The following is a 22,090-nucleotide window of genomic DNA, read 5'->3' on the forward strand; positions in this document are numbered from 1 at the left end:
GCCCCTAGTTTACCGCAATTTTCGACGGATCAGATAGTGTAGAAACGACACGAGCCCCGCGAACCTATAGCTCGGGTCGATATACTTCTCGATCACGTAGAACGCAAAGTAGTACAGCCGGCAAAACGCCCAGATGCCGATCGCCAGGAGCGCCGCCACACGCCCGCTAGGAAGCTCGACCAGGATGCCCGCGACCGCGCCGCACCCGGCCACGAGAAAGAGCACGGCCTTGAGGTACATCAGCCGCGGATCGGTTAAGTCGCCCATGCTGATGCAACGGCTTTTAGGCGCTTGCGGTTACGCCAAAGGAGCACTCAAAGCTGGCGATATTTTTATCGGGGCCGCTGCGTGGGTTCATGATCGCAAAGACTATCCTCTGAAAACGCCCTTTGAGCTCCGGCTCGGCGAGGGCTTCGGCGAAGAGGCGGGCGATGAGCTCCGGGTCGCAGCGGAAGACCCCGCAGCCCCAAGCTCCCAAGACCAGCGCCTCGGTCTCCTGCGCCGCCGCCACCGCGAGCACCATGCGTACCCGGCGCGCCATCGTGGCCTCGACAAAGCGCAGGCTCTGGGGCTCGTTCTTCTCCAGCGCTCCCACATTGACCGCTGCACTGGTGAGCATCGAGACCGTGTAGGGCTGCGCCAGCGCGTGGTGGTGGTCATCGCAGAAGACCGGCACATCGGGGGAGAAGATCACCCGGTCGGAGTAGAGGCAGGAGCGCAGCGCACGGTGGTAGTCGTAGAACTCCGGCTGGGTGCGCAGGCAGCTATAGAGCCCCGATGCCCGCGCGAGGCTCTCTTCCTGTGCCCGTGCGCCGCCCATAAAGCCCCCGCCGGGGTTGCGCGCCGACGCGAAGTTCAGCAGAGCCACCCGCTCGTAGCGCTTTCGGAGCTCCCGTGCCGCCTCTAGAGTCGAGGCATTCTCTACCGTGACCTCAGTCTCGCAGAGCACGCTCTGCTCACCCAGCGCCTCCCACAGCGTGTCGAAGTCCTCGGGGAGATAGAGCTGAGTGCCATCACAGGCCTTCTTGAGAGCTCTCTCGATAGAGACAGTCGTGCCATTGGGGAGCTTGTACCAGCCGCGCTCCTGGATTGCCAGCGCTTCTCTGGCTGCGATTGCAAGTTTAACGTTCATAACACACCAATATAGTTTCCCGAGGGCAGCTTGCTAAAAACCGCCGGATCGCCATGCCTGGGTTGGTGCGTCGAGAAGCGGCCAGCCGGTGATATGGGCCAGGAAGCGCCCTAGAGCGGCGGCCTCATCGGTGCTGGGCGCGAGAAGGGGCTGCGAGCCACCGCCCAAGAAACCGTCGAGGGCTCCCATGTCGGTGGGAACCTGGTAGCTATCCAGTGTCGCCCCGCCACTGCGGCCCGCGACCCGTAGCGTTCGATAGACCTGATGACCGTAGCGGCTGGAGACCTCGCGGTAGCTGAGGCGGAAGGTCGCGGCCGCGGGGCCCTCCCAGCGCCGGACCCGCTGAAGCTTGCCCAGGGTTCGGCGCCGCTCCAGAAGCTCACGCCCGACCCGGAGCTGCTCTGAGGCACCCAGCATCCAAATCAGGACGGCCACGGCGAGTACTCCAAAGACAATGGCAACAACAAGCATGTAGGGGCGGGGCTCGCCGTGCTTCGGGTAGGCAAAAGCAAGGCTAAAGAGCGCTCCCATCCCAAAGACCACGAGAGCGACGCCCTCTTCCCAGTCTGTTGCCCCTGCGCGTGTGATTCTGGCCCAGATGCCCCGCTTGAGCCGGGTCGTGCCATCGGGGAGCGGGTCGATCTCCCAGTCACCGATACTGCCAATCGCGCTGGCTTGCTGGAGCGCATCGGTGACCCGGGAGAAGTCTTGGAGGGCCATGCCCTGAACGGCTCCGTAGCTGGGAACCGCTGCCTGCACCGCAAGCCCACAGTGCGGGCAGACCGGAGCTGCGAAGGGGACAGGCTTCTCACAGGCACGGCAGGGGTAGGTCTTGGCGGGCGGTGGCGCGGCTTGGTCTAGGGTTCGCCCACAGGCATAGCAGACTGTTAGATGGTGCGGATTGGGCGCCCCACAGCCCGCACAGTGTTTCATTTCCGGCTTCATCGTTTGAGGTCAGACACAAAACTCCCGGCACGGTTGCGGATTTTGTTGCTGTGGGTGTTGCCCTCTCCCTCGGTGAACGTGGGGCAATGGGGCGTCGTTCCTCCGCCGCGCCTTCGGCGGATAAATCTTGTACCGACGAGGAACGAGGAGGCGGCGCGAAGCGCCCCCTAGCCCCACGTTTACCGTGAGGGAGAGGTTAGTTTTTTCACTACGTTGGTGGTGGAGCGGCCTGGAACGAGGGGGAGGATCACGACCTCGCCGCCGTACTCACGGACGATAGCCGTCTCTGGGAGCACATCGGGCGAGGCATAGTCGCCGCCTTTGCAGTGAATACTGGGCTGGACAGCGCGGATGAGCTCCACCGGCGTGTCTTCCTCAAAGACACAGACCGCGTCTACGCACTTCAGGCCCAGCAAGAGCTCCGCACGCTCGCCCTCCGGGTTGATCGGGCGCTCCGGGCCCTTGCCCAGCCGACGGACACTCGCATCGGCGTTCACGCCCACAAACAGCGCATCCCCGAGGGCGCGGGCCTGCTGGAGATAGCGCAGGTGCCCGACGTGCAAGATATCAAAGACCCCATTGGTAAAGACGACGCACTTACCGTCGGCCTTCAGTCGCGCCGCCTCCGCGGCAAACTCGTCACGTGTCATCTAGCGAATCCGTCTTTCTATCGCGTCCCAGACCCCGTCCACGGGGAGCTGGGTCATACAGGCAATATCGCCGCGCTTGCAGGAGCGAGCCTGGCAGGGGACACAGCTCAGCTCGCGGTTGATCACGACCAGATCGCCGGGGCGCGTGGGGCCGGTGCGATCCGGGTCTGCGGCACCCGAGAGACAGACAATCGGGGCCTTCACGGCGGAGGCGATGTGCAGGGGGCCGGTATCCCCGGTCACGACACAGGTCGCCCGCTCCAGCAAGGCTCCTAGCTCCTTGACCGTGAGCTTGCCCGCCAGGTTCTCCACGGGCGCTTGGGTCTTCCCCGCGATCTCCGACGCCAGCGCCAGGTCGCCCGGCCCGCCTAGGAGAAGTACGCGCCGTCCCGCTCCCACCAGCCGCTCGATGAGCTCGGCGAAGCGCTCTGGGGGCCAGCGGTTGATGTCTCGGGTTCCTGCGGGGTTGATAGCGATATAGGGGACACTCAGGTCCAGCTTCGCCGCCAGCGACTCCCGCGCCGCTTCGGGCACAAAGAAGTCCAGCTGTCGGTCGGTGACCGTGATCCCCAGCGGCACAAGCTCCTTGGCAAAGTCGTCGATGGCGTGGCGCACCCGTCCGGTAGCGGCCTGCTTGCGGCGGTCTTTCTTGAAGACAATGGTCTGCTGGGGCTGGGAGAGCGCCATGAGCGTCAGGGTCTTGAGGCTAGGCTGGAAGTTCAGAAAGAGGTCGTAGCGGCCGTCGGCACGGAGCGTCTTGACAAAGCCAGGGAGGCCTTTTCCCCAGTGCTTCTTGCGGTCGAAGGCCAGGATGCGCCCTGCGTAGGGGAGCCCGGTGACCGCTGCCTCCATCCCTGGGCCTACCACAAAGTCGATCGTGCTGCCGGGGAAGTGGGCGGCGAGCGCCCGCAGTGTCGGGGTGGCGAGCAGGATATCTCCCATCCCCCCGAGGCGAACCACACAGACCCTCATGTCAAGAGCCTCTCGACAGCGTCTAAGACCGCCTCCGCAGGGATGCGAGCAAGGGCATCGGGGATCGTGCCATGGCGCGGGCGGCGGCTCTCCGGAGGGGCTTCTTTCTCGACAAAGTCCAAGACAACTGCGGGGGCGGGGCCCCAGCCAGGGCCGGTGCGTGCCGGATCGGTGACCCCGTAGAGCCCCACCACCGGGGTTCCCACCGCGACCGCAAGGTGCAGCGGTCCCGTGTCCGCCCCGATCACCACACCGCACTGCGCCACCGTCTTTGCCAGCTCGGGGAGCTTTGTCTTGCCCGCCAGGTTCAGGCAGCCCGCACTCGCCACCTGCGCGGCCGCCTCCGCCTCCGCGCCGGGGCCGCCCAGCAGGACGGGCGTCAGGCCGCGCCCCTCCAGCGCCGCAATCAGAGACTTCCAGCGCTCCAGGGGCCAGGTCTTATCGGGCGTGCTCGCCCCGATAATGCAGCCCACCCAGGTCTTCTCGCGTGGGGCGTCTCCCGCGAGGTAGGTCTGGACACGCGGCGCGAGCCGGGGATAGCCCAGCACATCGCAGAAGGCGGCGAGCTTCTCCACCTGGTGCGCCCGGTGGGTGCTGGCGATACGGGCATCGGTGAGGAAGAGCTTGTTGCCCTCCCGGTTCTTATCCAGCCCGATCCGGCGCGGTGCCCCCGAGAGCAGCGCCAGCAAGCCCGAGACAAAGAGCCCTTGGGGATCGAGCGCGGTGTCGAAGCGCTCCTCCTTGAGCGTCTTGCCAAAGGCTAGGGTAGCGCGGAGGCTCTTCTCTTCGAGGACATGAACCGCGCTGACGTGCGGGTTGCCCAGCACCAGCGGCGCAAAGGCCTTGCGCACCGCCCACGCGAGGTGCAGCTCCGGTCCTCCGCCGTGACGAAGCGCCTCGATCAAGGGCAGTGTATGGACCACATCGCCCAGCGACGAGAGCTTGACCACGAGAAGACGAGACGGAGCAGGCGAAGGCATCGGCGTATTTTACCCGCAAGCGTCGGCGATCTGGCCGGGTGTCCGGGGAGATTTGGGTACAATGAGCCCATGAACACCCCCCCGCCTCGTCTCTCCTATGCCACACTGGATGCCTGGAGGGGGATTGCGAGCCTGATGGTGGTGTGCTTCCACACGGCGGGAGTTCACGCCCTGCACCACCCCGAGCTCAAGGACCGCGGCATCTTCTGGCTGGCGCAGTTTGGCTGGCTGGGGGTGCAGCTCTTTTTTGTGATCAGCGGCTTCTGTATCGCCAATGCCGCCGCGATCTCCCAAGCACGCGACCCGGGTGTCGGCAGCTTTTTTGTCGCGCGCCTGCGCCGCATCTTCCCGCCGTACTGGTGCGCCTTACTCCTGACTACCTTACCGTTGGTGGTGATGCAGCTTCGTGGCGCAGGGACGGCAGAGACTGCGGGGATGCTGACGGGCGGGAATATCTTCTGGAACCTGACCCTCACGCAGCTAATCACCAAGACCCCGAGCATCGTGGCCGTAAGCTGGACGCTGTGCTTTGAGCTGGCTTTCTATCTGTTAGTGGGGGGGGCGCTGGCGGCATTTGGGAAGCGGCTGGGGGTCCGGGCGATGCTCCGGGCGCTCCACGGTCTGACACTTCTGTGCCTGATTGCGCAGCTGATCTTTGGGGATGCCGTGCCCTACCCATTTTGTATGTGGGCGCAGTTTGGCTTTGGCGTCCTGGTCTACGATGCGCTCACCGACCCCAAGAGCCGGGAGCCGCGGGTCTGGGCGGCGGTGCTCGCTCTAGCGACCCTCGTTCTTATCACGACCCGAGATTTCTATGTCGCCAACCAGCCCTATCGCCTGAGTATGGTGGTTACTCTGCTCTTTGCCGCTCTGTTGGTGGGCCTGCACCGCTTCGATACCCTCACGGGGGCACACCGCGCCCTCCGGGGGCTCTCGGTGATCGGCGGCTTTTCCTACAGCCTCTATCTCACGCACCACTACCTCCTGCGGATCGGGCTCCAGATCTTCGAGCGGCTCCGCCTGCCCGATCCGGGCGGGCTTGTGGGGCTGCTCTTTGCCATTGCCTTTAGCGTGGCGACTGCCGCTGTGTTCTACCGGTTCTGCGAGAAGCCGTTCCTTAAGAAGCGCCCGACAAAGTCCCTGTGATGGTAGAGAGAGTGAGGGGCTGGGGGCGGTACTGACTATCGAGCAGGTGCATCTTTACCCCCTCAACACGGTAAGGGGTGGTGTTTTTATCACGTCGCACAAAGCCGACTCCCGCGAGCTGCTGTGCCGTGGTGCCTGGTGGGAGCGGGATTGCGGTTCGGTTCCAGCCACTGCGGAAGAGAGTGAGACGCGGGTCGTTGTAGTCGGAGCTGAGGGTCTGCCGGTTGCGCAGGGTCGCCTGCGCCGCAAGGAGTGTTCCGGGTGGCAGGGTTGCCTTGAAGTCGACATAGAGGAAGTTGCGCGGGTCGAGGGTGTTGGGGACATAGCTGGCCTCACGACGTTGCTCCTTCTCTGTGAGTGCCAGTGCCCAGGGAAAGGCATCCAGAGCGCATTCCCGCGCCCCACGGGTCTCATCGTAGGCCCACACGGGTGGTAGCGCGAACAGAAACGGGCTCGTTCCCTTGAGGCTCACCATGTTGTTGCGGGTCGAGGTCGCCAGGACGGGGTGTCCTGCGATCGTGCGGCTGAGCAGGGGATCGGTGGTCTGGCCCGCACCCTGCACCACGGCCTTGGGAACACGGCCCGTGCGCGGGTCCACATAGAGCTCGTAGACCCAGTCGATATCCACCGGGGTGCCATCTTGGGCGAGCCGCTGGAGCATCGTGCGGTCGGTGTCCTGGTCGCTCCAGACAACGGCATAGGCCAGTCGAAGAAGTGCTCCCTCGGGGCGGACACGGGCGAGTAACAGGAGGGGGGTGTCTGAGGTCGCACTATCCGGGCGCCCATAGAGCCGGGGGGCGTAGCGCCAGAGCAGGTAGTCAGGGTGGGGGGAGGGGACGGTGGTGACTGTCGCATCGTGGACCTGCACCTCGCGAGCGCCTGCGGGGGAGAGCTCGGGGCGAAAGGTCACGCTAATCTGAACGGTGCCGCGCTCCAGGTTGCCCAGCGCAATAAAGTACTCTGCGAGCTCCTCACCCCGGTAGAGAACGAGCTCCGCAGTCGGAACCCCATCCACTGCAATGCTCGCCACCGCAGACTCTGCTCCACGACGGCTCCAGTCACAGCCCGGAGCACGAGCCAGCAGTCGCAGACCTCCCTCACCTGCAGTGGCGATGGTCTGAGTCATAGTGAACGGCTTTGTTTGGAGGACTTTCATGCCGCATTTTATCACTTCACGACTCCTGCTGCGATCTGCTTTGTGTGTGCCTTTATCTAATCAAACAGGCTAGATAGCTGTTTTGGCAGAATAGCTGACAGGCCATATGTCGCATAGAGAATCAAAGCGATCATGGTCCCATCACGAAATCGCGGATCCCCCCAAAACACAATTGCTGTAATCAACGTAGAGGTCATTGCCAAATGGATGACGAGCCACTCTGTTGAGAATAACCTATAGGTCTTTAATGATTTTACGATTCCTATAATGCATAATATTAATACGGGTGTGCTGAATATGACGTTCGAAAGAAGCATTAGTTTATTTCCTGAGTTGAAATCAGGAAGAAAGAAACGGATTATCTTGGAAATGAATAATACTGGGATAGAGAGAGGGTGATCTCGAATCCAATCAATACCTAGTTTCCATTCCATCTTATCGTGAGCATATTCGTTAGGTGTCGCATCAACCATCGAACGATAAGGTAGCTCCGTTGTGGACACCCAAGCACCAAGTAGCTTGGGCTGGGTTGCGACAGTCGTGTTATTGCCACCATAGAACGTAGATCCACCATTTGTTGCTACCAGCACAAATTTTCCATGCACTAAATAATTACGTATAGTCCAAGGTGCGACTATACTGGTAAACGAGAGCGCGTATAGTATTGCAGGGAAAATTGCTCTAGCTACGTTTTTCTTATGTGTGATTACGATAACGAGGAGGAACGCTGGTAGTAGTAAAATTGCAAACGGGCGAGTTAATGTGCTGAATCCAAGGATGAGCCCGGATAGTATTAGGCCGTATCTGGATTCTGTTTTTAGGTTTTTTGTGAATAGCAGTATGCCGAGTGATAGTAGGAATATAAACAAGTTCTCGCTTGCGAAAACGGTTGAGAAATATATATGAGGGAAATAAAATGCAGATAAAAGTGCTGACAGTATAGCGAGCTTCTTGCTTAGTAATATCTCGGCTGTTAAAAAAATAAATAAACAGGAAAACATTCCCAAAAGGCTGAAGGTGAGATAGGAAAATACGTAGTTTTCACCAACAAGCGAATACAGTCCCGCAAGCAAAAAGGGCAGCCCTGGAGCTCTAAAGGAAGTCAGCTGGCCGGACTCCCAAGCGTATCCATGTCCGCGTATGAGCTGTAGGCCGAGTAGGTTAAATTCTATTCCATCAGCTCCAAACGTTTTGTCGGGAGGGAGATGTATATTACGCAATGCAACTGCCGCGCTGATCCTGAGGAGAAATGCGACGATCATAAAGGCAATAATGAATATTGTCCGGTGCTTTAGTATAGTTGCAAGTAACTGTCTCATTGGAGATTTCTTAACGATCGTGTTTCTGTTTTTTAGTCCGTGAATCTATACCGAAGAATAGCCCAGACCGCTGAAAATGCATCTTTGAGGCCAATTTTTTTACCCTCTGTATAGTCTCTGCCGTAGTAGCTGATCGGCACCTCGTAGATACGACACCGTTTACCTGTAGTCGGATCCATCCATCTTGCTACTTTTGCTGTTACTTCAGGCTCGAAATCAAAACGATTCGCGCGAAGCTTTATGGATTGAATTACGTCTCTGCGAAATATCTTATAGCACACTTCCATATCGGTAAGATTGAGATTTGTTGTGATATTCGATAATGTGGTTAAGAGGGCGTTCGCAACACGATGCCAAAAGAAGCAAACACGATGTGGTCCACTTCCCAAAAAACGAGAGCCAAAGACGACATCTGCATCACCATTTAAGAGTGGCTCTAAGAGGACAAAAAACTCATTTGGGTCGTACTCAAGATCTGCATCCTGCACCACAACGTAGTCACCTGTTGCTTGGGCAATACCCGTTCTTGTAGCAGCGCCTTTGCCTTGATTTTTATCATGGTAATAGACTTTTACATCCGGAAAAAAGCCTTCAATGTCATTCTTGAGTATGTCACGAGTTCCATCTTTGGAGCCATCGTCGACAAGGATAACTTCTTTCGATATATCGACATTACGAACCCGTTCTAGGATCTCTTTGATCGTATGGATCTCATTGTAGACGGGAATGACGACAGATAGACAGAAATCCTTGCTTTTGAAAGTTTCTGAGTCAGATAGTCTCTCTCGATGTGTTTTTCTCAATTAGTATTGGCCTTTAAATTTTTGTTCGTTGCTATATGTTCTAATGTCTGTAGGGGGATTCTGTGTTTGAATGATATTAAATTGTTTGTTGTTCATCGCTTTGAAAGTAGAATTGACCTACCCGTCCAGATGCGCTTTATAGGGTTTTTGTGCAAATACAGCAGGCTACTTGGACTCCAGAGTCGCCAAGATACTTAGCAAGCGCTCTACTTCGGGAACGGTGTTGTAGTGTGCCAGTCCCACCCGAACCGCGCCCTCGGGGAGGCTGAGAGTCTCCATCACCCCGACGGCGTAGTAGTTACCGCTCCAGGTGCAGATCCCTGCAGCCCCGAGTACCTCAGCAACGGCACGCGGGGTGTGACCAGCGACCGTGAAGGCGACCGTTGGTACCCGGTCCGATTTGCCTGGCCCGTAGACCGTGACTCCGGGGAGCCTGTGGAGTCCCTCAAGAAGGCGGGTACCGAGCTCCGCTTCGTAGCGCTGCATCGCGTCCATGCCAACACTCTCGATGTACTCCACCGCGGCGGTTACCCCTGCCAAGCACTCGTGGTTGAGGGTTCCTTGCTCCCAGCAGTGGGGAATGCTGGTCTTGGCGGGGCGGACTTTGTGGGGCTTAAGGCGCTCTAAGTGCTCCCGCTTGCCGTAGAGGACACCGATGTGCGGCCCGAAGAACTTGTAGGCGGAGCAGGCGAGAAAGTCGCAGTTCAGCGCACGGACATCCGTGGGGCAGTGGGGGACAAACTGCACGGCATCGACAGAGACCAGCGCCCCCGCGGCATGGGCGAGCCCGATGGCATGCGCTAGGTCGGGGATCGTGCCAAGGGCATTGGAGGCCGCGGTGATCGCCAGCAGGCGGGTCTTGCCCGGTGTGAGGGCCGCCTCCAGCGCTGTCATGTCCAGAAGGCCCGTTGCCGGGTCGAAGGGCACACGACGAATCACGGCCCCGACCGCCTCTAGCTCCCGCCAGGGCGCGACATTGGCATCGTGGTCTAGGTCCGTGACAATGATCTCATCGCCGGGGGAAAGCGTCTCCCCAAACGAGCGGGCGAGATGAAAGGTCAGCGCGGTCATGCTCTGCCCAAAGACAATCTCATAGGGATCGGGCGTGCCTAAAAGCCGGGCCATCGCCGCCCGCGCCGCCGCGACAGTCGCATCGGTGCGCTGGCTGGTGGCAAACGCGCCGCCCACATTGGCACAGCTGGTCGCCCAGTACCCACTCACGGCATCGATCACACTCTGGGGCACTTGGGTTCCGCCTGGGTTATCGAAGAAGATCAAGTCGGGGTTGTTGGCCAGCGCCGGAAACTGCGCCCGGATGGTGTCGATGGGAAAGCTCATACGGGGATTGTACCTGGCCTTGACAAGATACGACACCTGTCGTATGATGCCGATGACGGTTATACGACGATTGTCGTACGGAGAGTTAAGGATGAGAAAGAAGACAAACTTAGGGCGGGCGGAGTCGGAGGTGCTGCGCTTTATCGCGGAGCGGCACCCGATCAGTGTGCGTGAGGTCGCCGAGAGCTTCGGCGACGTGCGCAAGACGACGATCCTCAACGTGATGGAGCGCCTCCGGGAGAAAGGCTTTCTAACCCGCGAGCCCCGAGAGGGAATCTACCAGTACTCCCCGACCCAGACCCAAGCTAGCCTGATGCGTGGCCTGGTCGCCGAGTTTGTGGACACGATGCTCGGCGGCTCGGTCGAGCCCTTCGCCGCCTACCTCGCCGAAAAAGAGACCCTCACCGAGACCGAGCTGGCGCGCCTTAAGGAGATCATCGCCAAGCTGGAGGAGAAGCCATGACCGAGACCCTGCTTCGCACCACGTTCCAGAGCGGTGTCGCGCTTTTGGTAATCGCCGTCCTCTGCCGCCTCTTTTCCAAGCTCTCCCCAAACATCCGCTGTTGGCTCTGGCGTGCAGGCTATCTCAAGTGTCTTGTTGCTTTTGCTGTCCCAATCACGCTTTCGATACCTTTTCTTCCACCTAAAACCATTTCTACAGACTTTCCTATTACCCATACGGGCTCTCCTGTGGGCCATACAGATTTTTCAGTCACTCGTACGGACTTACATTTAATCCGTACAGACACACCGACGATACAAAAAAGCTCTCCTGTAATCCATACTACTTTTTTACCGACCCGTATGGGATTTCAAAGCGGGCAAATGATGAGCATACTCTATTTATTAGGCGTTGGCGTGGCGTTTATGCGGCTTGTGGTCGCCGCGGCGCAGACTAGAGCGCTTCTCCAGAAAGCCACACAAGTCTCTCTCCCCGCTCTGCCCGCCCTCTGTGCCCGCTTCGGTCTTTGTCGTGCGCCGCGAGTGGCCCGGCTTACGGGCTTTTCGAGCCCCCTGCTTGCCTTTGGGACGATCTTGCTGCCCGAGCCCGCGCTCGCCGACGAAGCGCTGATTGTCGCCCATGAGCTGGCGCACGTGAAGCGTCGCGATCTGTTCTGGGAGGGACTTGGTGCGCTTGTGGGCGTGCTGCTCTGGTTCCATCCGCTGGTCTGGTGGGCGCGGCGCGAGGAAAAACTCGCCCGTGAGCAGGCCGCCGACACCCTCGCGCTTGCCGTCACCGCTGCCCCCCGCGCCGAGTACGCCCGTGTGCTCCTCACGGCGACCCTCGCCCACACCCCGGAGCTCGCCGTGGGTGCGTTTGCGAGCCCATCGCGCCTTCGCCGCCGCCTGGAAGCGCTCGCTCAGCCCGCCCTGCCGCGGCGCAAGGCTACCTCGCTACTACTCCTCGCCTGCGTCTTGGCTCTGCCCGCACTGATTCCCTGGAGAGCGGTCGCGCGGCAGCAGGCAGCACAAGGGGGGGTGGGCCTTCCGCGTCCTGACAGCCCTCATCCCCACTTTGGAATGGTACGCACGAAGGCGGATCAGCCCTTGGGTGATGTTCTCGTGCGCCTTGTGCAGGTCGAGGTGGAGCCGCTCACTAAGAAGGCCCATGCCACGGTGGTTGCCCAGACACACACAGCACCCGATGGTACGTTTCGTTTTCCAGAGAACCTCACTCAGGCAAGCCTGCGGGTGCTGGTCGATACACCTGGCTACTCGCCCAACTACGCGCCCAACGAGGGGATGTTCTTCGAGCCGGGGCGTGGCTGGCGCATTACGCTGGAGCCTGCGACACAGTGGGAGGTAACTATCCTTGACAAACAAGGCCGCCCCCTGAGCCAGCAGCCCCTTGAGGTCCGGCAATGGGGATGGGGAGGACTTGCCCGACAAGCGCTAGAGCCCGAGCGCTTCCAGGGAACCACCGATGCCCAGGGGACCTTTCGCACCGAAGGGCTCAGTGCGCCCGGTACAATGGATCGGCAAAGTGGCCAGCTCGTGCGGCTCAAAGACCCTCGCTTGGTCCCTGTGTCCCTTCAAACAACCAAACAGGGAAGCCGGGTCTTCCAAAAAATGGTGGTTATTGAGGGGCGGACCATCAGCGGTCGAGTCCGTGACCTCCAAGGCAGGCCGGTGGCGGGGCGGGAGGTCGTGCTGGAGCAGCCAGGGTTGATGGGGACGTACTTTCCCAGCCCAAGTACCACAACAGACTCTCAGGGGCGCTTTACACTTGTCGGTGCACGGCCCGCGCCTTGCCGTGTACGCTTAGAGGTGGGACGTCAGGAGAGCTATGCCCCCGTGCGGAGTGAGCGTCTCTCGTTGGAGAGTGGCAACCTGACGGGTGTCGAGCTACGGCTCACTCCTGGGGGCGTGGTACAGGGAACAGTGCGCGAGAAGAGTCGTAACCAGCCGCTCCCCGGAGCGGGAGTGCGGGTGGACATCGCCTATAGCTACACGGATACATCTCAAGGAAAGCCCGTAACCCGAGTCGATTTCCAGTTTGCCGGTTTCACCCGAACGGATTCCCAGGGACGCTACACGCTTCACGTTCCTCCCGGAAAGACAGTCAAGCTCAGTCTTGAGGGGACGTTTAGCCCGCGCTTCCCAGCACCGTCGGCGCGGGTATTCCAAGGGAGAGAAGGAGAGACACACACCATAGACTTCTCCCCCGTTAGTCCGATGCCTCTGGAGGGGATCGTCGTGGATAGCACAGGCAAGCCGGTTGAGGGGGCAACGGTGCAAGAGCAACACGTCATGGGGATTGCCGCCACTACCAATGCACGTGGGCACTTTTCTATCCCAGAGTGGCAGCTTCCCATGGGGGTGTACGGTGGCTGGGCCAGCAACGACCGTGGAAAGCGCACCAAGGGAGTTCTTGTCGCAAATGACTTCCAGCTCTTTGCCCAAAAAGGAGTTCTCTCCGGGAGGGCCACCGTGGGATTTAACCAGAAAGCGCCGGTGCGAGTTGTTCTCGTGGCGGGCAAGGTCATCACCGTGCGTGGCAGAGTGGTGAGTGCCTTTGGTGAGCCACTCTCTGGCGTGAAGATTCGAGTCATGCCCCTCAACCCAGAGCCACGAGACCGAGAGAATGGCTTGGCACCCGAGAGCCTCTCTCTCACCACGGATGCAGACGGGCGCTTCGAGGGCTTGCTCCACTCCGTGGGGAAGGTCATGGCGGCCATCTGGAAGGAAGGCTGGTCGCACCAGTCGGTTCGAGGGATGAAGGTCCTCCCCCTCGGGAGCACGGCTGAGCTGGGGACGCTGCAGCTAACCAAGGCGGACGCGGTTCTTGCCGGTAAGGTGGTGGATCGCCAGGGGAGCCCTATTGCGGGTGTGTCCTTGCATGTCTTTGGCGGGGCCATCCTTACACAGACAACCAAGACCGATGCGGCGGGCCGCTTCTTTGTCTCCAACATCGTTCCAGGCAGCACGCTCAGCGCCAATCTTGCAGGCATGATGAAGGGCAAACGGGTTCAGGCCTACCGCTATCGTATCCCCGCCAACCGAAAAGATATCGTCTTCTGCCTCGACGGCCCGGATGGATTTAGCACACGCTAGCCCACTCAAGGTGCGCGGTATCATAGACACATGAGTAGTGTTTTCACCGCCGATCTAAAAGGCATTGTCGTACCGTGCCCGTCGTGTGGCCAGAAAAACCGCATCCCCTACGAGCGTCTTGCCGCGCACGGCACCTGCGGCAAGTGCGAGGCGAGCCTGCCGCTGGTCCATGCGCCCGTGGACATTCCCAGCACGGCGGTCTTCAATGCGGTGCGGGGCGCGAGCTCGCTCCCCGTTCTGGTCGATTTCTGGGCGGCGTGGTGCGGCCCGTGTCGCATGGTCGCGCCGCAGCTGGAGAAAGTGGCCGAGCAAGAGGCGGGGCTGACCCTGATCGTCAAGGTCAACACCGAGGCGCTGCCCGGACTCTCGGCGCAGTACAACATCCAGGGGATTCCGGCGCTCCTGCTCTTTAAAAACGGCAGCTTGGTTGCGGAGCAAGCGGGCGCACAACCTGCCTCCGCAATCCGGGAATTTATCTACCGCTGAGCCGGCCTCATGGACGAGGCGGGCTCCGGGCTTCGCCCTACTGGCCTCCAGCCGCCAAGTCGCTCCGCGACATCGTAGCCGCAGGCTAGAAGCGGAGCGTGCCCGCCTCGTCCATGAGGCCGGGTACAATAGCGCCATGAGCCTCTACGATTCGCTTCCGTTGACCTTCCCTCGCCGCAAGACCCGCCCCGTTCGTGTGGGCAAAGTGACCATTGGCGGGGACCATCCGGTGGTGGTGCAGTCGATGATCACCGCCGAGACCCACCAGGTCGAGGACTGCGTCCGTCAGATCACCGAGATGGCGCGCAAGGGGGCGGAGATCGTCCGCGTGACCACGCCGTCGATGCGCGATGCCCACTGCCTGGGACAGATCAAGGAGAAGCTCCGGGCTCGGCTGGTCGATGTGCCGTTGGTCGCCGATGTGCACCACCAGGGCAGCGATATCGCGGTCGCGGTGGCGGAGTATGTCGATAAGGTGCGCCTCAACCCGGGGCTGTTTGTCTTCCACAAGCACACGGGCCGCTCGGAGTTCACCGACGCCGAGCACGACGAGCAGCGGGAGGCGATCGAGGCGAGCCTGGTGCCGGTGATCGAGGCCTGCAAGAAGCGCGACATCGCCATGCGGATCGGGGTGAACCATGGCTCTCTGGCCGAGCGCATGCTGGTCACCTACGGCGACACGCCCGAGGGGATGGTCCAGAGCGCGCTGGAGTACCTCCGAATCTGTGAGAAGCACGACTTTCGCAACCTGGTGATCTCCCTCAAGGCCAGCCGCGTCCCGATCATGCTCGCCGCCAATCGGCTCATGGTGCAGCGCATGGACGCCGAGGGCATGGACTACCCCTTGCATCTTGGGGTCACGGAGGCCGGCGACGGCCAGTACGCCCGTATCAAGAGCACGACGGGGATTGGTACTCTATTGGCAGAGGGGATTGGTGACACGATTCGGGTATCTCTTTCCGAAGACCCCATTCAAGAGCTGCCCGTCTGCTACGAAATCCTGCAAGCGCTCGGTCTACGCAAGACACAAGTCGAGTTTATCGCCTGCCCCAGCTGTGGACGTACGAAATTTGATCTTCCAACGGTCTTAAATCAAGTGAAACGTGCCACAAGTCATCTTGTTGGGCTAGACATTGCGGTGATGGGATGCTTCCCTCCTGGCGAGACGGTTGTCACGGAGGCTGGTTTCGTTCCCATCGAGACTGTGGAACAGGGACAGAAGGTACTCACGCAGGAGGGGACCTACTCTCCGGTAACCGCAGTGGATACCCACTCCTTTGAGGGGGAACTCGTTGAGCTAAAGCTACGTGGCGCACCTTCCATTTTAGTGACGCCCAACCATCCGATCTTGGCACTAGAGCGCACGGGGAAAGCGAAAAAAGATCGCACGCGCTGGCAAAACATGGCCGAAGTGCCAGGGCTAGGACAGGAGCCGAGCTGGCAGGGAGCAGAAAATCTCCATAAAGGACACGTCCTTCTCTATCCTGTACTTCAGGGGGAGCAAGCCCTAACAAGCATTCCTGAGGCATCGCAGCTTTCCATGAACGAGGACTTTCTCCGGCTTGCAGGGTACTTTGCCGCCGAGGGCTCCCTGGGCGGCCGTAATGGTATCCCACGACAGGTTTTCTTGACTTTTGGTTCTGATGAGCCTGAGCTCGCACAGGACGCTCGGGATATCTTCTGTCGCCTTGGGGCTTCGGTTAGCCTACGAGAGCGCCCGGAGAGGAATACCATTGAGACCGTGGTTCACTCCACGGAGTGGGCAACTCTCTTCGCCCAGCTTTTTGGACGGCGTGCAGAGAACAAGCACTTTCCTCAATGGATGCTGACTCTGCCTAAAACCCAGCAAGTTACCTTGCTCAGGACTCTCTGGCTTTGCGACGGCTACACGGGCGTGGTGCGTGGCTATCCCCGTGCTACCTATGTGACCGTCTCGCGTCAGCTTGCCTACCAAGTGCACCAGCTGCTGCTCCGTTTGGGAATCCCTGTGACCCTGGTTCGCCGCCAACCTAAGAACCGCCAGGAGGTCTATTTCCTCTCTGTGACCAACGCCGACGCGCTCCGCACCTTCGCCAGCACACTGGGATATGAGATCGCCATCCCCGAGGAGCGCCAGAACAGGGCTCGCCTGGCGCTTGACGAACATTTTCTCTACCTACCTGTTCTCTCTACTGGACGAATCGCTTATAAGGGAAATGTCCACAACCTGGAAGTCGCCGGTTCGGGAACCTACGTGAGTTCGCTCGCCGTGGTGCACAACTGCATCGTCAATGGCCCCGGCGAGATGGCGGACGCTGATTATGGTTATGTGGGTAAAGCGGGTGGGAAAATTACGCTCTATCGCAAGCGAGAAGAGATTAAGACAGTCGATCAGAGTGTTGGGGTTGAGGAGCTGATCGCACTGATCAAGGCCGACGGGATGTGGCAGGAACCGAAAAAGGAGAACTGAGATGCCGTCTCCGTTTCCTGGGATGGACCCGTGGCTGGAGAGCCCAGAGCACTGGCACAATGTCCACCAAATCTTGATCACACTAATCGCTGCGCAGCTCAATCGAATACTCCCCGAGGGGTTTGCGGCGACAATTGATGAAAATATTTATCTTCTGTCGCCCGGGGATCGGTTTCTGCCCGATGTTGCGATCTTGCGTACGAGCAATAACTTTGCGACTGCTCCCAATCTCCCTGGTGCTTCCGGTGCGGTGTTAACGGCGACAATGCCGTATGAGATTGTTGAAGAAGCCGACGAAGTACGGGAGCCTTTTGTCAAAGTGATCTCGACCAACGCACAACGCACGGTGGTGACAGTGATTGAGGTACTCAGTCCGATCAATAAGACAGGGGCGGGGCGGGAGCAGTACCGCAAAAAACAGCTGGAGATTTTGGAAAGTGCCGCCCACTTGCTAGAGATTGATCTCTTGCGTGGGGGCCAGCACACCGTTGCGGTGGAGCAACGAAGCCTCACCGCGCAGTACCGAGGGTTCTGGGACTATATCGTCTGTCTCCACCGGGCGGGAGTGGGGAACCGCTTTACCTGCTGGCCGGTGGGGCTGTTTGACCCGTTGCCGACGATCTTTGTCCCACTCACTGTGGGGAGCCCTGAGCTTACTCTCGATCTCGGGGCACTTTTTTCCCGCTGCTATGACGAAGGTCCGTTTCGGCGCACGGTAGACTACTCGCAAGTGCCCACACCGCGTTTGAAGCCTTCCGAGGCACAGTGGGCAGCGGAGTGGCTTAAGCAAGAGTGATCTTTGCGGCGAGGAGCGCATCCCGCAGAGTGGCGCGTAGGTGCGGCAGGAGCTGGGCGGGGCGCTGGCCTTTGGGGGCCTTGAAGGTGATCTTGAGCGTCGTCTTGGCGGCGTCGGCGAGGGTGACTCCCTCGACACGCGGCGGCTCGGGGAGGTTTTGCTGGGCGAGAGTCTCTTCGATCAGTTTGGTCACGGCGGCGATATCCTCCGCGGCGGCCACCGAGAGCTCGAAGCTCGCCCCCACCAGCCCGCGGCTGTGGTTGCAGACCGAGGCGATGTCGCCGTTGGAGAGAATATAGAGCTTGCCGTCGTCGTCACGGATGCGCGTGATCCGCATCCCCAGCTCCTCCACCACCCCTGTCACGGCCCCGATGGTCACGTAGTCCCCGGCCACGTACTGGTCCTCTAGGAGCAGAAAGTAGCCGGTGATAACATCCTTGACCAGCTTCTGGGCTCCGAAGCCAAAGGCCAGTCCGGCCACACTGGCGGTGCCAATAATCGGAGCGACATTGATGCCCAGCAGGCTCAGTGCGGAGACAATAAAGACAAAGGCCAGCACGAAGTGGAGCGTGTGCTGGAGGATGGTGGCGAGGCTCCGTACCCGCGCCGCCTGGTGCTCCGTGGCCGCCTTGTTCGCCAGCTGCTCGCCCACGCGCCGCACCCCCCGCTTCAGGAGCCAGCGCAGGCCGATATAGAGCCCGATCAGCAGGACAAACTCTAGAAGGAACAGGACGATCTGACGGTAGGCGAGCCGCTCCAGCCCCGTGAGCTCGGAGAGCTCTTCGACAACGCCGCGTGTGGAGACAGGCGGCTTAGGAGTGGGGCTGGGAGCGGGGGTGGGCTGCATCTACGCGATCCCACCCTCACCAAGCTTATCGGCCTGGTCGATACTCACGAGAGAGTCGATAATGTTCTGGATGTCGCCGTCCATGACATTGTTGAGCCCATGAATGGTCAGCCCGATCCGGTGGTCTGTCAGACGGTCCTGGGGGAAGTTGTAGGTGCGAATCTTATCCGAGCGGTCCCCCGAGCCCACTTGCAGGCGCCGGTTCTGGGTGACAGAGGCCAGCAGCTTCTCCAGCTCGCGCTCGTAGAGGCGGGCACGGAGCACGCGCATGGCCTGCTCGCGGTTCTGGAGCTGGCTGCGCTGGTCCTGACAGGCGACCACGATCCCGGAGGGGATATGGGTGATGCGCACCGCGGTCTCGTTCTTCTGAACATTCTGGCCGCCCGCGCCGCCCGAGAGGTAGTAGTCCATCTTGAGGTCCTTGGGGTCGATATTGACCTCGACATCGTCCACTTCCGGCATCACCGCGACCGTCGCCGTGGACGTGTGAATGCGCCCGCCGGACTCGGTGACCGGGACGCGCTGCACGCGATGGACACCGCCCTCGAACTTGAGCTGCGAGAACGCGCCCTCGGCCTGGATCGAGAGCTGGGCATCTTTGACCCCGCCGATTCCCGTCTCCTGGCAGGCGATCAGCTCGCTCTTCCAGCCGCGCCGCTCCGCCCAGCGCATGTACATCCGCAGGATCTGCCCGCAGAAAAGCTCGGCTTCGTCGCCACCCGTGCCCGGACGGAACTCCATAATGACGTTTTTATCGTCGGCGGGGTCCTTGGGCAGGAGCATGAGGCGCAGCTCTTTCTCCAGCGGGGTCACCTGTGGCTTGAGCTCTTCCAGCTCTAGCTGCGCCAGCTCCTTCATCTCCGGGTCGCCCAGCATCTCCTCCGCATCGGCGATTCCCTGCACAACTGCTTTATAGCGGCGGAAGGTCTCGACCAGCGGGGTGAGCGCCGTGTGCTCGCGCGCCACGGGGGCGTAGCGCTTGGGGTCCGACGCTACCGTGGGGTCCATCATCTGATGGTTCAGCTCTTCGTAGCGTTTCTCAACATCAAGTAGTTTTTCAAACATGGTTTTTCCAGAATCAAAAAGACAGCAAAAAGCAGCCGCAAGACACGTGCAAGACTGCAAAAGGGGGAGACGTGAGGTGATGCAGGTGCCCCGGGGGGCTAGAGGGGGAGTGGCCAGAGGCTGGCATGAAGGAAGGTGTGCATCGTAGAATCCAACAGGATTGTACCATAATGCCACAAAAACCGATCCAAACCCTCGCCGATGCCCTTGCCTTCCTGCACTGGGACCCCCGACGCCACGGCGCGCTGCTCTGTATCGCCCCGGAGAAAACGCCGCTTCTGCTCCCAAGCCCCTCCCGGGAAATTCTGGGGGCTCTCGGTGCCTACGAGGCTTGGCTGAAGCAGCAGACGCTCCTTGCGCAGCAAAAGCTGGGCATGCCGCCGCCCGGTGGCTGGATGCCCCAGGAGCTGGTTGCGGCATTTGGGCGTGGCCTGCGCCGCTTTGGCAGTGTCACTGCGCTGGGGCCAGCGGAGCGCGTGGGCTACAGCCGCAACCCCGCCCCGCCGCGCTTCGATGCCTCGGCCAGCACGTTTCTAGAGACCGTCACCGAGGCGCAGTGGCAGCAGCTCTGTGGCGGTGGGCTTGCCGTGGCGCAGTGTACAGCCGCTCAGCGTGCGCTGGTGCTGGGGCTCCTGCCCGAGTCGACGCTGATTCGGGATGCATCGTTTCAGGGCATGATCCCGCTCGATGGCCCACGACGCTCTCAGCTCATGCTCTCCTTGGGGCTGGTGGCGATTGTGCAGGGGCCGCCTATCGGGCCCTTTGGTTTTACGCTCTTGGGAAGCGGGTTTAACTTTCCTCTCAAACCACAAGTGCCCCCCCTGGGGCAAGAGCTCTTGCAGAGGCTTCCGAACCGCGGGGGAGTGGGGCAGCTCAACCCACGGGCGCTCTCCGGGCAGGTCGCGCTGGAGGGGGAGAAGGTGACGGTCGCGCTGCTTCTGGAGCGGGCGACCCAGGCCAGTGGCGTCCTGGTACGCGCCGATGCACGGGTTGCCAAGCTCCCGGTGTGGAGCCAGGGCACGACACTGGCCACGGGCGAGCTGCTCGAGGCGCTGTGCTTCGCCCTCGCGGGAGTTTTTCGCAAGACCGACGAGGGCTTTTTGCTGGTGGAGGAGCTTGCCCCGCTTCAGGTCCGCCGCGCCCGTGTCGCTGAGTGGCATGCCAGTGCGGAAGCCGTACATCCGCGCGAGACACAGGCCTTCGCTGAGCGCTTTGATGCACTCTTGAGCGTGCCCTTTGCTACGGGAGCAGTGTTTGCCCTGACAGACTCCCAGCGCCGCCAGTACCGTGCGGCGCACCAGGAGGGTAAGGAGCTCCGGCTGGGCTACTCGGAGCTGACTGCAAGCCAACAGGTGGTGGTGGATGCGGAGCATAAAAAACTCCAGACTGCCTTTCAAGCGGCCCAGCGGCAACCCGCGGTAGCGGTCACGCTTGATAAGGTGACTGTCTCCCTGAGCCTCCAGCTCCAGGCCCGTGTCCCCGATGCACCGACGTTCTACGTGGGCGATATCGACTTGAGTGAAACGCGACGCCTCCGTGTGTCCGTCAAGGGCCGGCCCGTGCTCGTGCGTGTGGGCGACAAAGACAAAGACGAGCTGAAGGCACTCCTGCAAGCGGCGCAAGAGGCGGGCGCGGCGGCGGTCTGGCTGGAGGCGAGCCCGGAGCTGCTGGAGGTCGCGCTGGCGGAGAGGCGCTTGCCGATCTGGGCGTGCGTCCCCGTGTTGCGCAGCAACGACGGCACCCCGGCGCGCAATAGCCTGGGCGAGACCTGGCGTGCGCTCTGCCGCCGTCGGTTCCGCCGCGACGAGCTAGACTGGCTGGACCCTGGTGTCGAGAGCAACCTGGCGGTGGCACGGGCAACGATCGAGCGCTTCCGCCTGCCACAGGTCGCGGGGCTGGTCTTGACCGAGACCGTGCCACCGGGGTTCCGGGAAGAGGTCTCGGACTGCCACACGGAGGAGCTGGGCTACACGCCGGAGCGCTGTCGTGCCTTTCGCCAGAAAAACGGGGTCGAGCCCGCCGATGTGATTGTCTCCTACGGCAGGACATTCCCCAGTGAGTCCGACCGACGCCTCTTCCCGCCCGCCCACGACCTGGCGCAGACCTGGCTGGGGGAGCGCGAGGACGATGCAGATCGCTTTTTGACCCGTCTCCAGCAGGCGCTTCTGAAGGAGCAGCCCACCCTGAGTGTCTGGTGGGGGGGAAGTAGTACGTGGGTGGTGTGCTGGAAAGCAAAGCAGCCCATCCCGCTTCTCTACCCCTACTACGACCCAACCCCCGCGAAAGAGTACGAGACGCAGTGGGTGGTGGCACCGGAAAAATTTACGGAAAAGACGCCGTCAACGGCGACGGTCGATCTTCGGACGCTCTCTGTGTCGGCGCTTCTGGCTGGATTTCGACAGGGGGTATTTTAAAGTGCCTTTTATAAATTAAATAATGAATTAGATTGCC

The 22,090-nt window shown here is 60.8% G+C and carries 18 protein-coding genes and 3 pseudogenes; 9 read left to right on the forward strand and 12 right to left on the reverse strand.

The window, feature by feature from the left end; all coding sequences use genetic code 11:
- Positions 1 to 9: 9 nt before the first annotated feature.
- From HNQ39_RS16810 to HNQ39_RS16835, 6 genes are all read right to left on the reverse strand, one after another.
- Positions 10 to 267, reverse strand: a complete 258-nt coding sequence (locus HNQ39_RS16810; RefSeq protein ID WP_184198828.1) for a hypothetical protein — start codon at positions 265 to 267, stop codon at positions 10 to 12.
- 16 nt (positions 268 to 283) lie between these two features.
- On the reverse strand, positions 284 to 1,132 hold the full coding sequence (locus HNQ39_RS16815; protein WP_184198831.1) for a TIGR02452 family protein: 849 nt from the start codon (positions 1,130 to 1,132) through the stop codon (positions 284 to 286).
- Positions 1,133 to 1,165: 33 nt separating this feature from the next.
- A complete protein-coding gene (locus tag HNQ39_RS16820) occupies positions 1,166 to 2,065 on the reverse strand; it encodes a zinc ribbon domain-containing protein (protein ID WP_184198834.1) in 900 nt (299 codons plus the stop codon).
- Positions 2,066 to 2,256: 191 nt separating this feature from the next.
- Positions 2,257 to 2,727 (reverse strand): D-glycero-beta-D-manno-heptose 1-phosphate adenylyltransferase, encoded by a 471-nt coding sequence (rfaE2, locus tag HNQ39_RS16825; protein WP_184198837.1) that lies wholly within the window; start codon positions 2,725 to 2,727, stop codon positions 2,257 to 2,259.
- Positions 2,728 to 3,699 (reverse strand): glycosyltransferase family 9 protein, encoded by a 972-nt coding sequence (locus tag HNQ39_RS16830; protein ID WP_184198840.1) that lies wholly within the window; start codon positions 3,697 to 3,699, stop codon positions 2,728 to 2,730. It abuts the gene before it with no gap.
- Positions 3,696 to 4,679, reverse strand: a complete 984-nt coding sequence (locus HNQ39_RS16835; RefSeq protein ID WP_184198843.1) for a glycosyltransferase family 9 protein — start codon at positions 4,677 to 4,679, stop codon at positions 3,696 to 3,698. Before HNQ39_RS16835 ends, HNQ39_RS16830 begins: the two co-directional genes overlap by 4 nt.
- 69 nt (positions 4,680 to 4,748) lie before the next feature.
- On the opposite strand from HNQ39_RS16835, the gene HNQ39_RS16840 reads away from it, so the two are divergent.
- The gene (locus HNQ39_RS16840) at positions 4,749 to 5,825 is read left to right on the forward strand and encodes an acyltransferase family protein (protein ID WP_184198845.1); all 1,077 of its coding nucleotides are present in this window, start codon (positions 4,749 to 4,751) and stop codon (positions 5,823 to 5,825) included.
- On the opposite strand, the gene HNQ39_RS16845 is transcribed toward HNQ39_RS16840, so the two are convergent.
- The 4 genes from HNQ39_RS16845 to HNQ39_RS16860 form a co-directional block, all read right to left on the reverse strand.
- Positions 5,797 to 6,981, reverse strand: coding sequence for a hypothetical protein (locus HNQ39_RS16845; RefSeq protein WP_184198848.1), 1,185 nt, complete (start codon positions 6,979 to 6,981; stop codon positions 5,797 to 5,799). The two genes, HNQ39_RS16840 and HNQ39_RS16845, sit on opposite strands and share 29 nt — an antisense overlap.
- Positions 6,982 to 7,037: 56 nt before the next feature.
- Complete coding sequence (locus tag HNQ39_RS16850; protein ID WP_184198851.1) at positions 7,038 to 8,300, reverse strand: ArnT family glycosyltransferase; 1,263 nt, start codon at positions 8,298 to 8,300, stop codon at positions 7,038 to 7,040.
- Between the two features lie 32 nt (positions 8,301 to 8,332).
- Positions 8,333 to 9,103, reverse strand: a complete 771-nt coding sequence (locus tag HNQ39_RS16855) for a glycosyltransferase family 2 protein (protein WP_184198854.1) — start codon at positions 9,101 to 9,103, stop codon at positions 8,333 to 8,335.
- 165 nt (positions 9,104 to 9,268) lie between these two features.
- Entirely contained in the window at positions 9,269 to 10,441 is a 1,173-nt protein-coding gene (locus HNQ39_RS16860) for a cysteine desulfurase-like protein (protein WP_184198857.1), read from the reverse strand.
- A 91-nt stretch (positions 10,442 to 10,532) separates the two neighbouring features.
- Here HNQ39_RS16860 and HNQ39_RS16865 point away from each other — a divergent pair, with 91 nt between their 5' ends.
- From HNQ39_RS16865 to HNQ39_RS16895, 7 genes and pseudogenes are all read left to right on the forward strand, one after another.
- The gene (locus HNQ39_RS16865; RefSeq protein WP_184198860.1) at positions 10,533 to 10,904 is read left to right on the forward strand and encodes a BlaI/MecI/CopY family transcriptional regulator; all 372 of its coding nucleotides are present in this window, start codon (positions 10,533 to 10,535) and stop codon (positions 10,902 to 10,904) included.
- Complete coding sequence (locus HNQ39_RS16870; protein WP_184198864.1) at positions 10,901 to 13,996, forward strand: carboxypeptidase regulatory-like domain-containing protein; 3,096 nt, start codon at positions 10,901 to 10,903, stop codon at positions 13,994 to 13,996. Before HNQ39_RS16865 ends, HNQ39_RS16870 begins: the two co-directional genes overlap by 4 nt.
- A gap of 30 nt (positions 13,997 to 14,026) precedes the next feature.
- On the forward strand, positions 14,027 to 14,482 hold the full coding sequence (trxA, locus tag HNQ39_RS16875) for a thioredoxin (RefSeq protein WP_184198867.1): 456 nt from the start codon (positions 14,027 to 14,029) through the stop codon (positions 14,480 to 14,482).
- A 136-nt stretch (positions 14,483 to 14,618) separates the two neighbouring features.
- Positions 14,619 to 15,710, forward strand: a pseudogene (gene ispG / locus HNQ39_RS30825) ((E)-4-hydroxy-3-methylbut-2-enyl-diphosphate synthase); the annotation flags it as partial.
- Between the two features lie 312 nt (positions 15,711 to 16,022).
- Positions 16,023 to 16,556, forward strand: a pseudogene (locus tag HNQ39_RS30830) (LAGLIDADG family homing endonuclease); the annotation flags it as partial.
- 177 nt (positions 16,557 to 16,733) lie between these two features.
- Positions 16,734 to 16,931, forward strand: a pseudogene (locus tag HNQ39_RS30600) ((E)-4-hydroxy-3-methylbut-2-enyl-diphosphate synthase); the annotation flags it as partial.
- Between the two features lies 1 nt (position 16,932).
- The gene (locus tag HNQ39_RS16895; RefSeq protein WP_184198872.1) at positions 16,933 to 17,727 is read left to right on the forward strand and encodes a DUF4058 family protein; all 795 of its coding nucleotides are present in this window, start codon (positions 16,933 to 16,935) and stop codon (positions 17,725 to 17,727) included.
- On the opposite strand, the gene HNQ39_RS16900 is transcribed toward HNQ39_RS16895, so the two are convergent.
- Complete coding sequence (locus HNQ39_RS16900; protein WP_184198875.1) at positions 17,714 to 18,574, reverse strand: mechanosensitive ion channel family protein; 861 nt, start codon at positions 18,572 to 18,574, stop codon at positions 17,714 to 17,716. The genes HNQ39_RS16895 and HNQ39_RS16900 overlap by 14 nt on opposite strands.
- Positions 18,575 to 19,639 carry a peptide chain release factor 1 gene (prfA, locus tag HNQ39_RS16905; protein WP_184198878.1) on the reverse strand — a complete coding sequence of 355 codons (1,065 nt, stop codon included), beginning with the start codon at positions 19,637 to 19,639 and terminating at the stop codon, positions 18,575 to 18,577.
- A 170-nt stretch (positions 19,640 to 19,809) separates the two neighbouring features.
- Here prfA and HNQ39_RS16910 point away from each other — a divergent pair, with 170 nt between their 5' ends.
- Positions 19,810 to 22,053 (forward strand): hypothetical protein, encoded by a 2,244-nt coding sequence (locus HNQ39_RS16910; RefSeq protein ID WP_184198881.1) that lies wholly within the window; start codon positions 19,810 to 19,812, stop codon positions 22,051 to 22,053.
- Positions 22,054 to 22,090 lie beyond the last annotated feature (37 nt).

The organism is Armatimonas rosea (genome assembly GCF_014202505.1).
Classification (GTDB): domain Bacteria; phylum Armatimonadota; class Armatimonadia; order Armatimonadales; family Armatimonadaceae; genus Armatimonas; species Armatimonas rosea.

What these genes read in the sequence shown, in the direction of transcription:
- HNQ39_RS16810 (WP_184198828.1), bottom strand. Translation starts at nt 267, where the DNA reads ATGGGCGACTTAACCGATCCGCGGCTGATGTACCTCAAGGCCGTGCTC.
- HNQ39_RS16815 (WP_184198831.1), bottom strand. Translation starts at nt 1,132, where the DNA reads ATGAACGTTAAACTTGCAATCGCAGCCAGAGAAGCGCTGGCAATCCAG.
- HNQ39_RS16820 (WP_184198834.1), bottom strand. Translation starts at nt 2,065, where the DNA reads ATGAAACACTGTGCGGGCTGTGGGGCGCCCAATCCGCACCATCTAACA.
- rfaE2 (WP_184198837.1), bottom strand. Translation starts at nt 2,727, where the DNA reads ATGACACGTGACGAGTTTGCCGCGGAGGCGGCGCGACTGAAGGCCGAC.
- HNQ39_RS16830 (WP_184198840.1), bottom strand. Translation starts at nt 3,699, where the DNA reads ATGAGGGTCTGTGTGGTTCGCCTCGGGGGGATGGGAGATATCCTGCTC.
- HNQ39_RS16835 (WP_184198843.1), bottom strand. Translation starts at nt 4,679, where the DNA reads ATGCCTTCGCCTGCTCCGTCTCGTCTTCTCGTGGTCAAGCTCTCGTCG.
- HNQ39_RS16840 (WP_184198845.1), top strand. Translation starts at nt 4,749, where the DNA reads ATGAACACCCCCCCGCCTCGTCTCTCCTATGCCACACTGGATGCCTGG.
- HNQ39_RS16845 (WP_184198848.1), bottom strand. Translation starts at nt 6,981, where the DNA reads ATGAAAGTCCTCCAAACAAAGCCGTTCACTATGACTCAGACCATCGCC.
- HNQ39_RS16850 (WP_184198851.1), bottom strand. Translation starts at nt 8,300, where the DNA reads ATGAGACAGTTACTTGCAACTATACTAAAGCACCGGACAATATTCATT.
- HNQ39_RS16860 (WP_184198857.1), bottom strand. Translation starts at nt 10,441, where the DNA reads ATGAGCTTTCCCATCGACACCATCCGGGCGCAGTTTCCGGCGCTGGCC.
- HNQ39_RS16865 (WP_184198860.1), top strand. Translation starts at nt 10,533, where the DNA reads ATGAGAAAGAAGACAAACTTAGGGCGGGCGGAGTCGGAGGTGCTGCGC.
- HNQ39_RS16870 (WP_184198864.1), top strand. Translation starts at nt 10,901, where the DNA reads ATGACCGAGACCCTGCTTCGCACCACGTTCCAGAGCGGTGTCGCGCTT.
- trxA (WP_184198867.1), top strand. Translation starts at nt 14,027, where the DNA reads ATGAGTAGTGTTTTCACCGCCGATCTAAAAGGCATTGTCGTACCGTGC.
- HNQ39_RS16895 (WP_184198872.1), top strand. Translation starts at nt 16,933, where the DNA reads ATGCCGTCTCCGTTTCCTGGGATGGACCCGTGGCTGGAGAGCCCAGAG.
- HNQ39_RS16900 (WP_184198875.1), bottom strand. Translation starts at nt 18,574, where the DNA reads ATGCAGCCCACCCCCGCTCCCAGCCCCACTCCTAAGCCGCCTGTCTCC.
- prfA (WP_184198878.1), bottom strand. Translation starts at nt 19,639, where the DNA reads ATGTTTGAAAAACTACTTGATGTTGAGAAACGCTACGAAGAGCTGAAC.
- HNQ39_RS16910 (WP_184198881.1), top strand. Translation starts at nt 19,810, where the DNA reads ATGCCACAAAAACCGATCCAAACCCTCGCCGATGCCCTTGCCTTCCTG.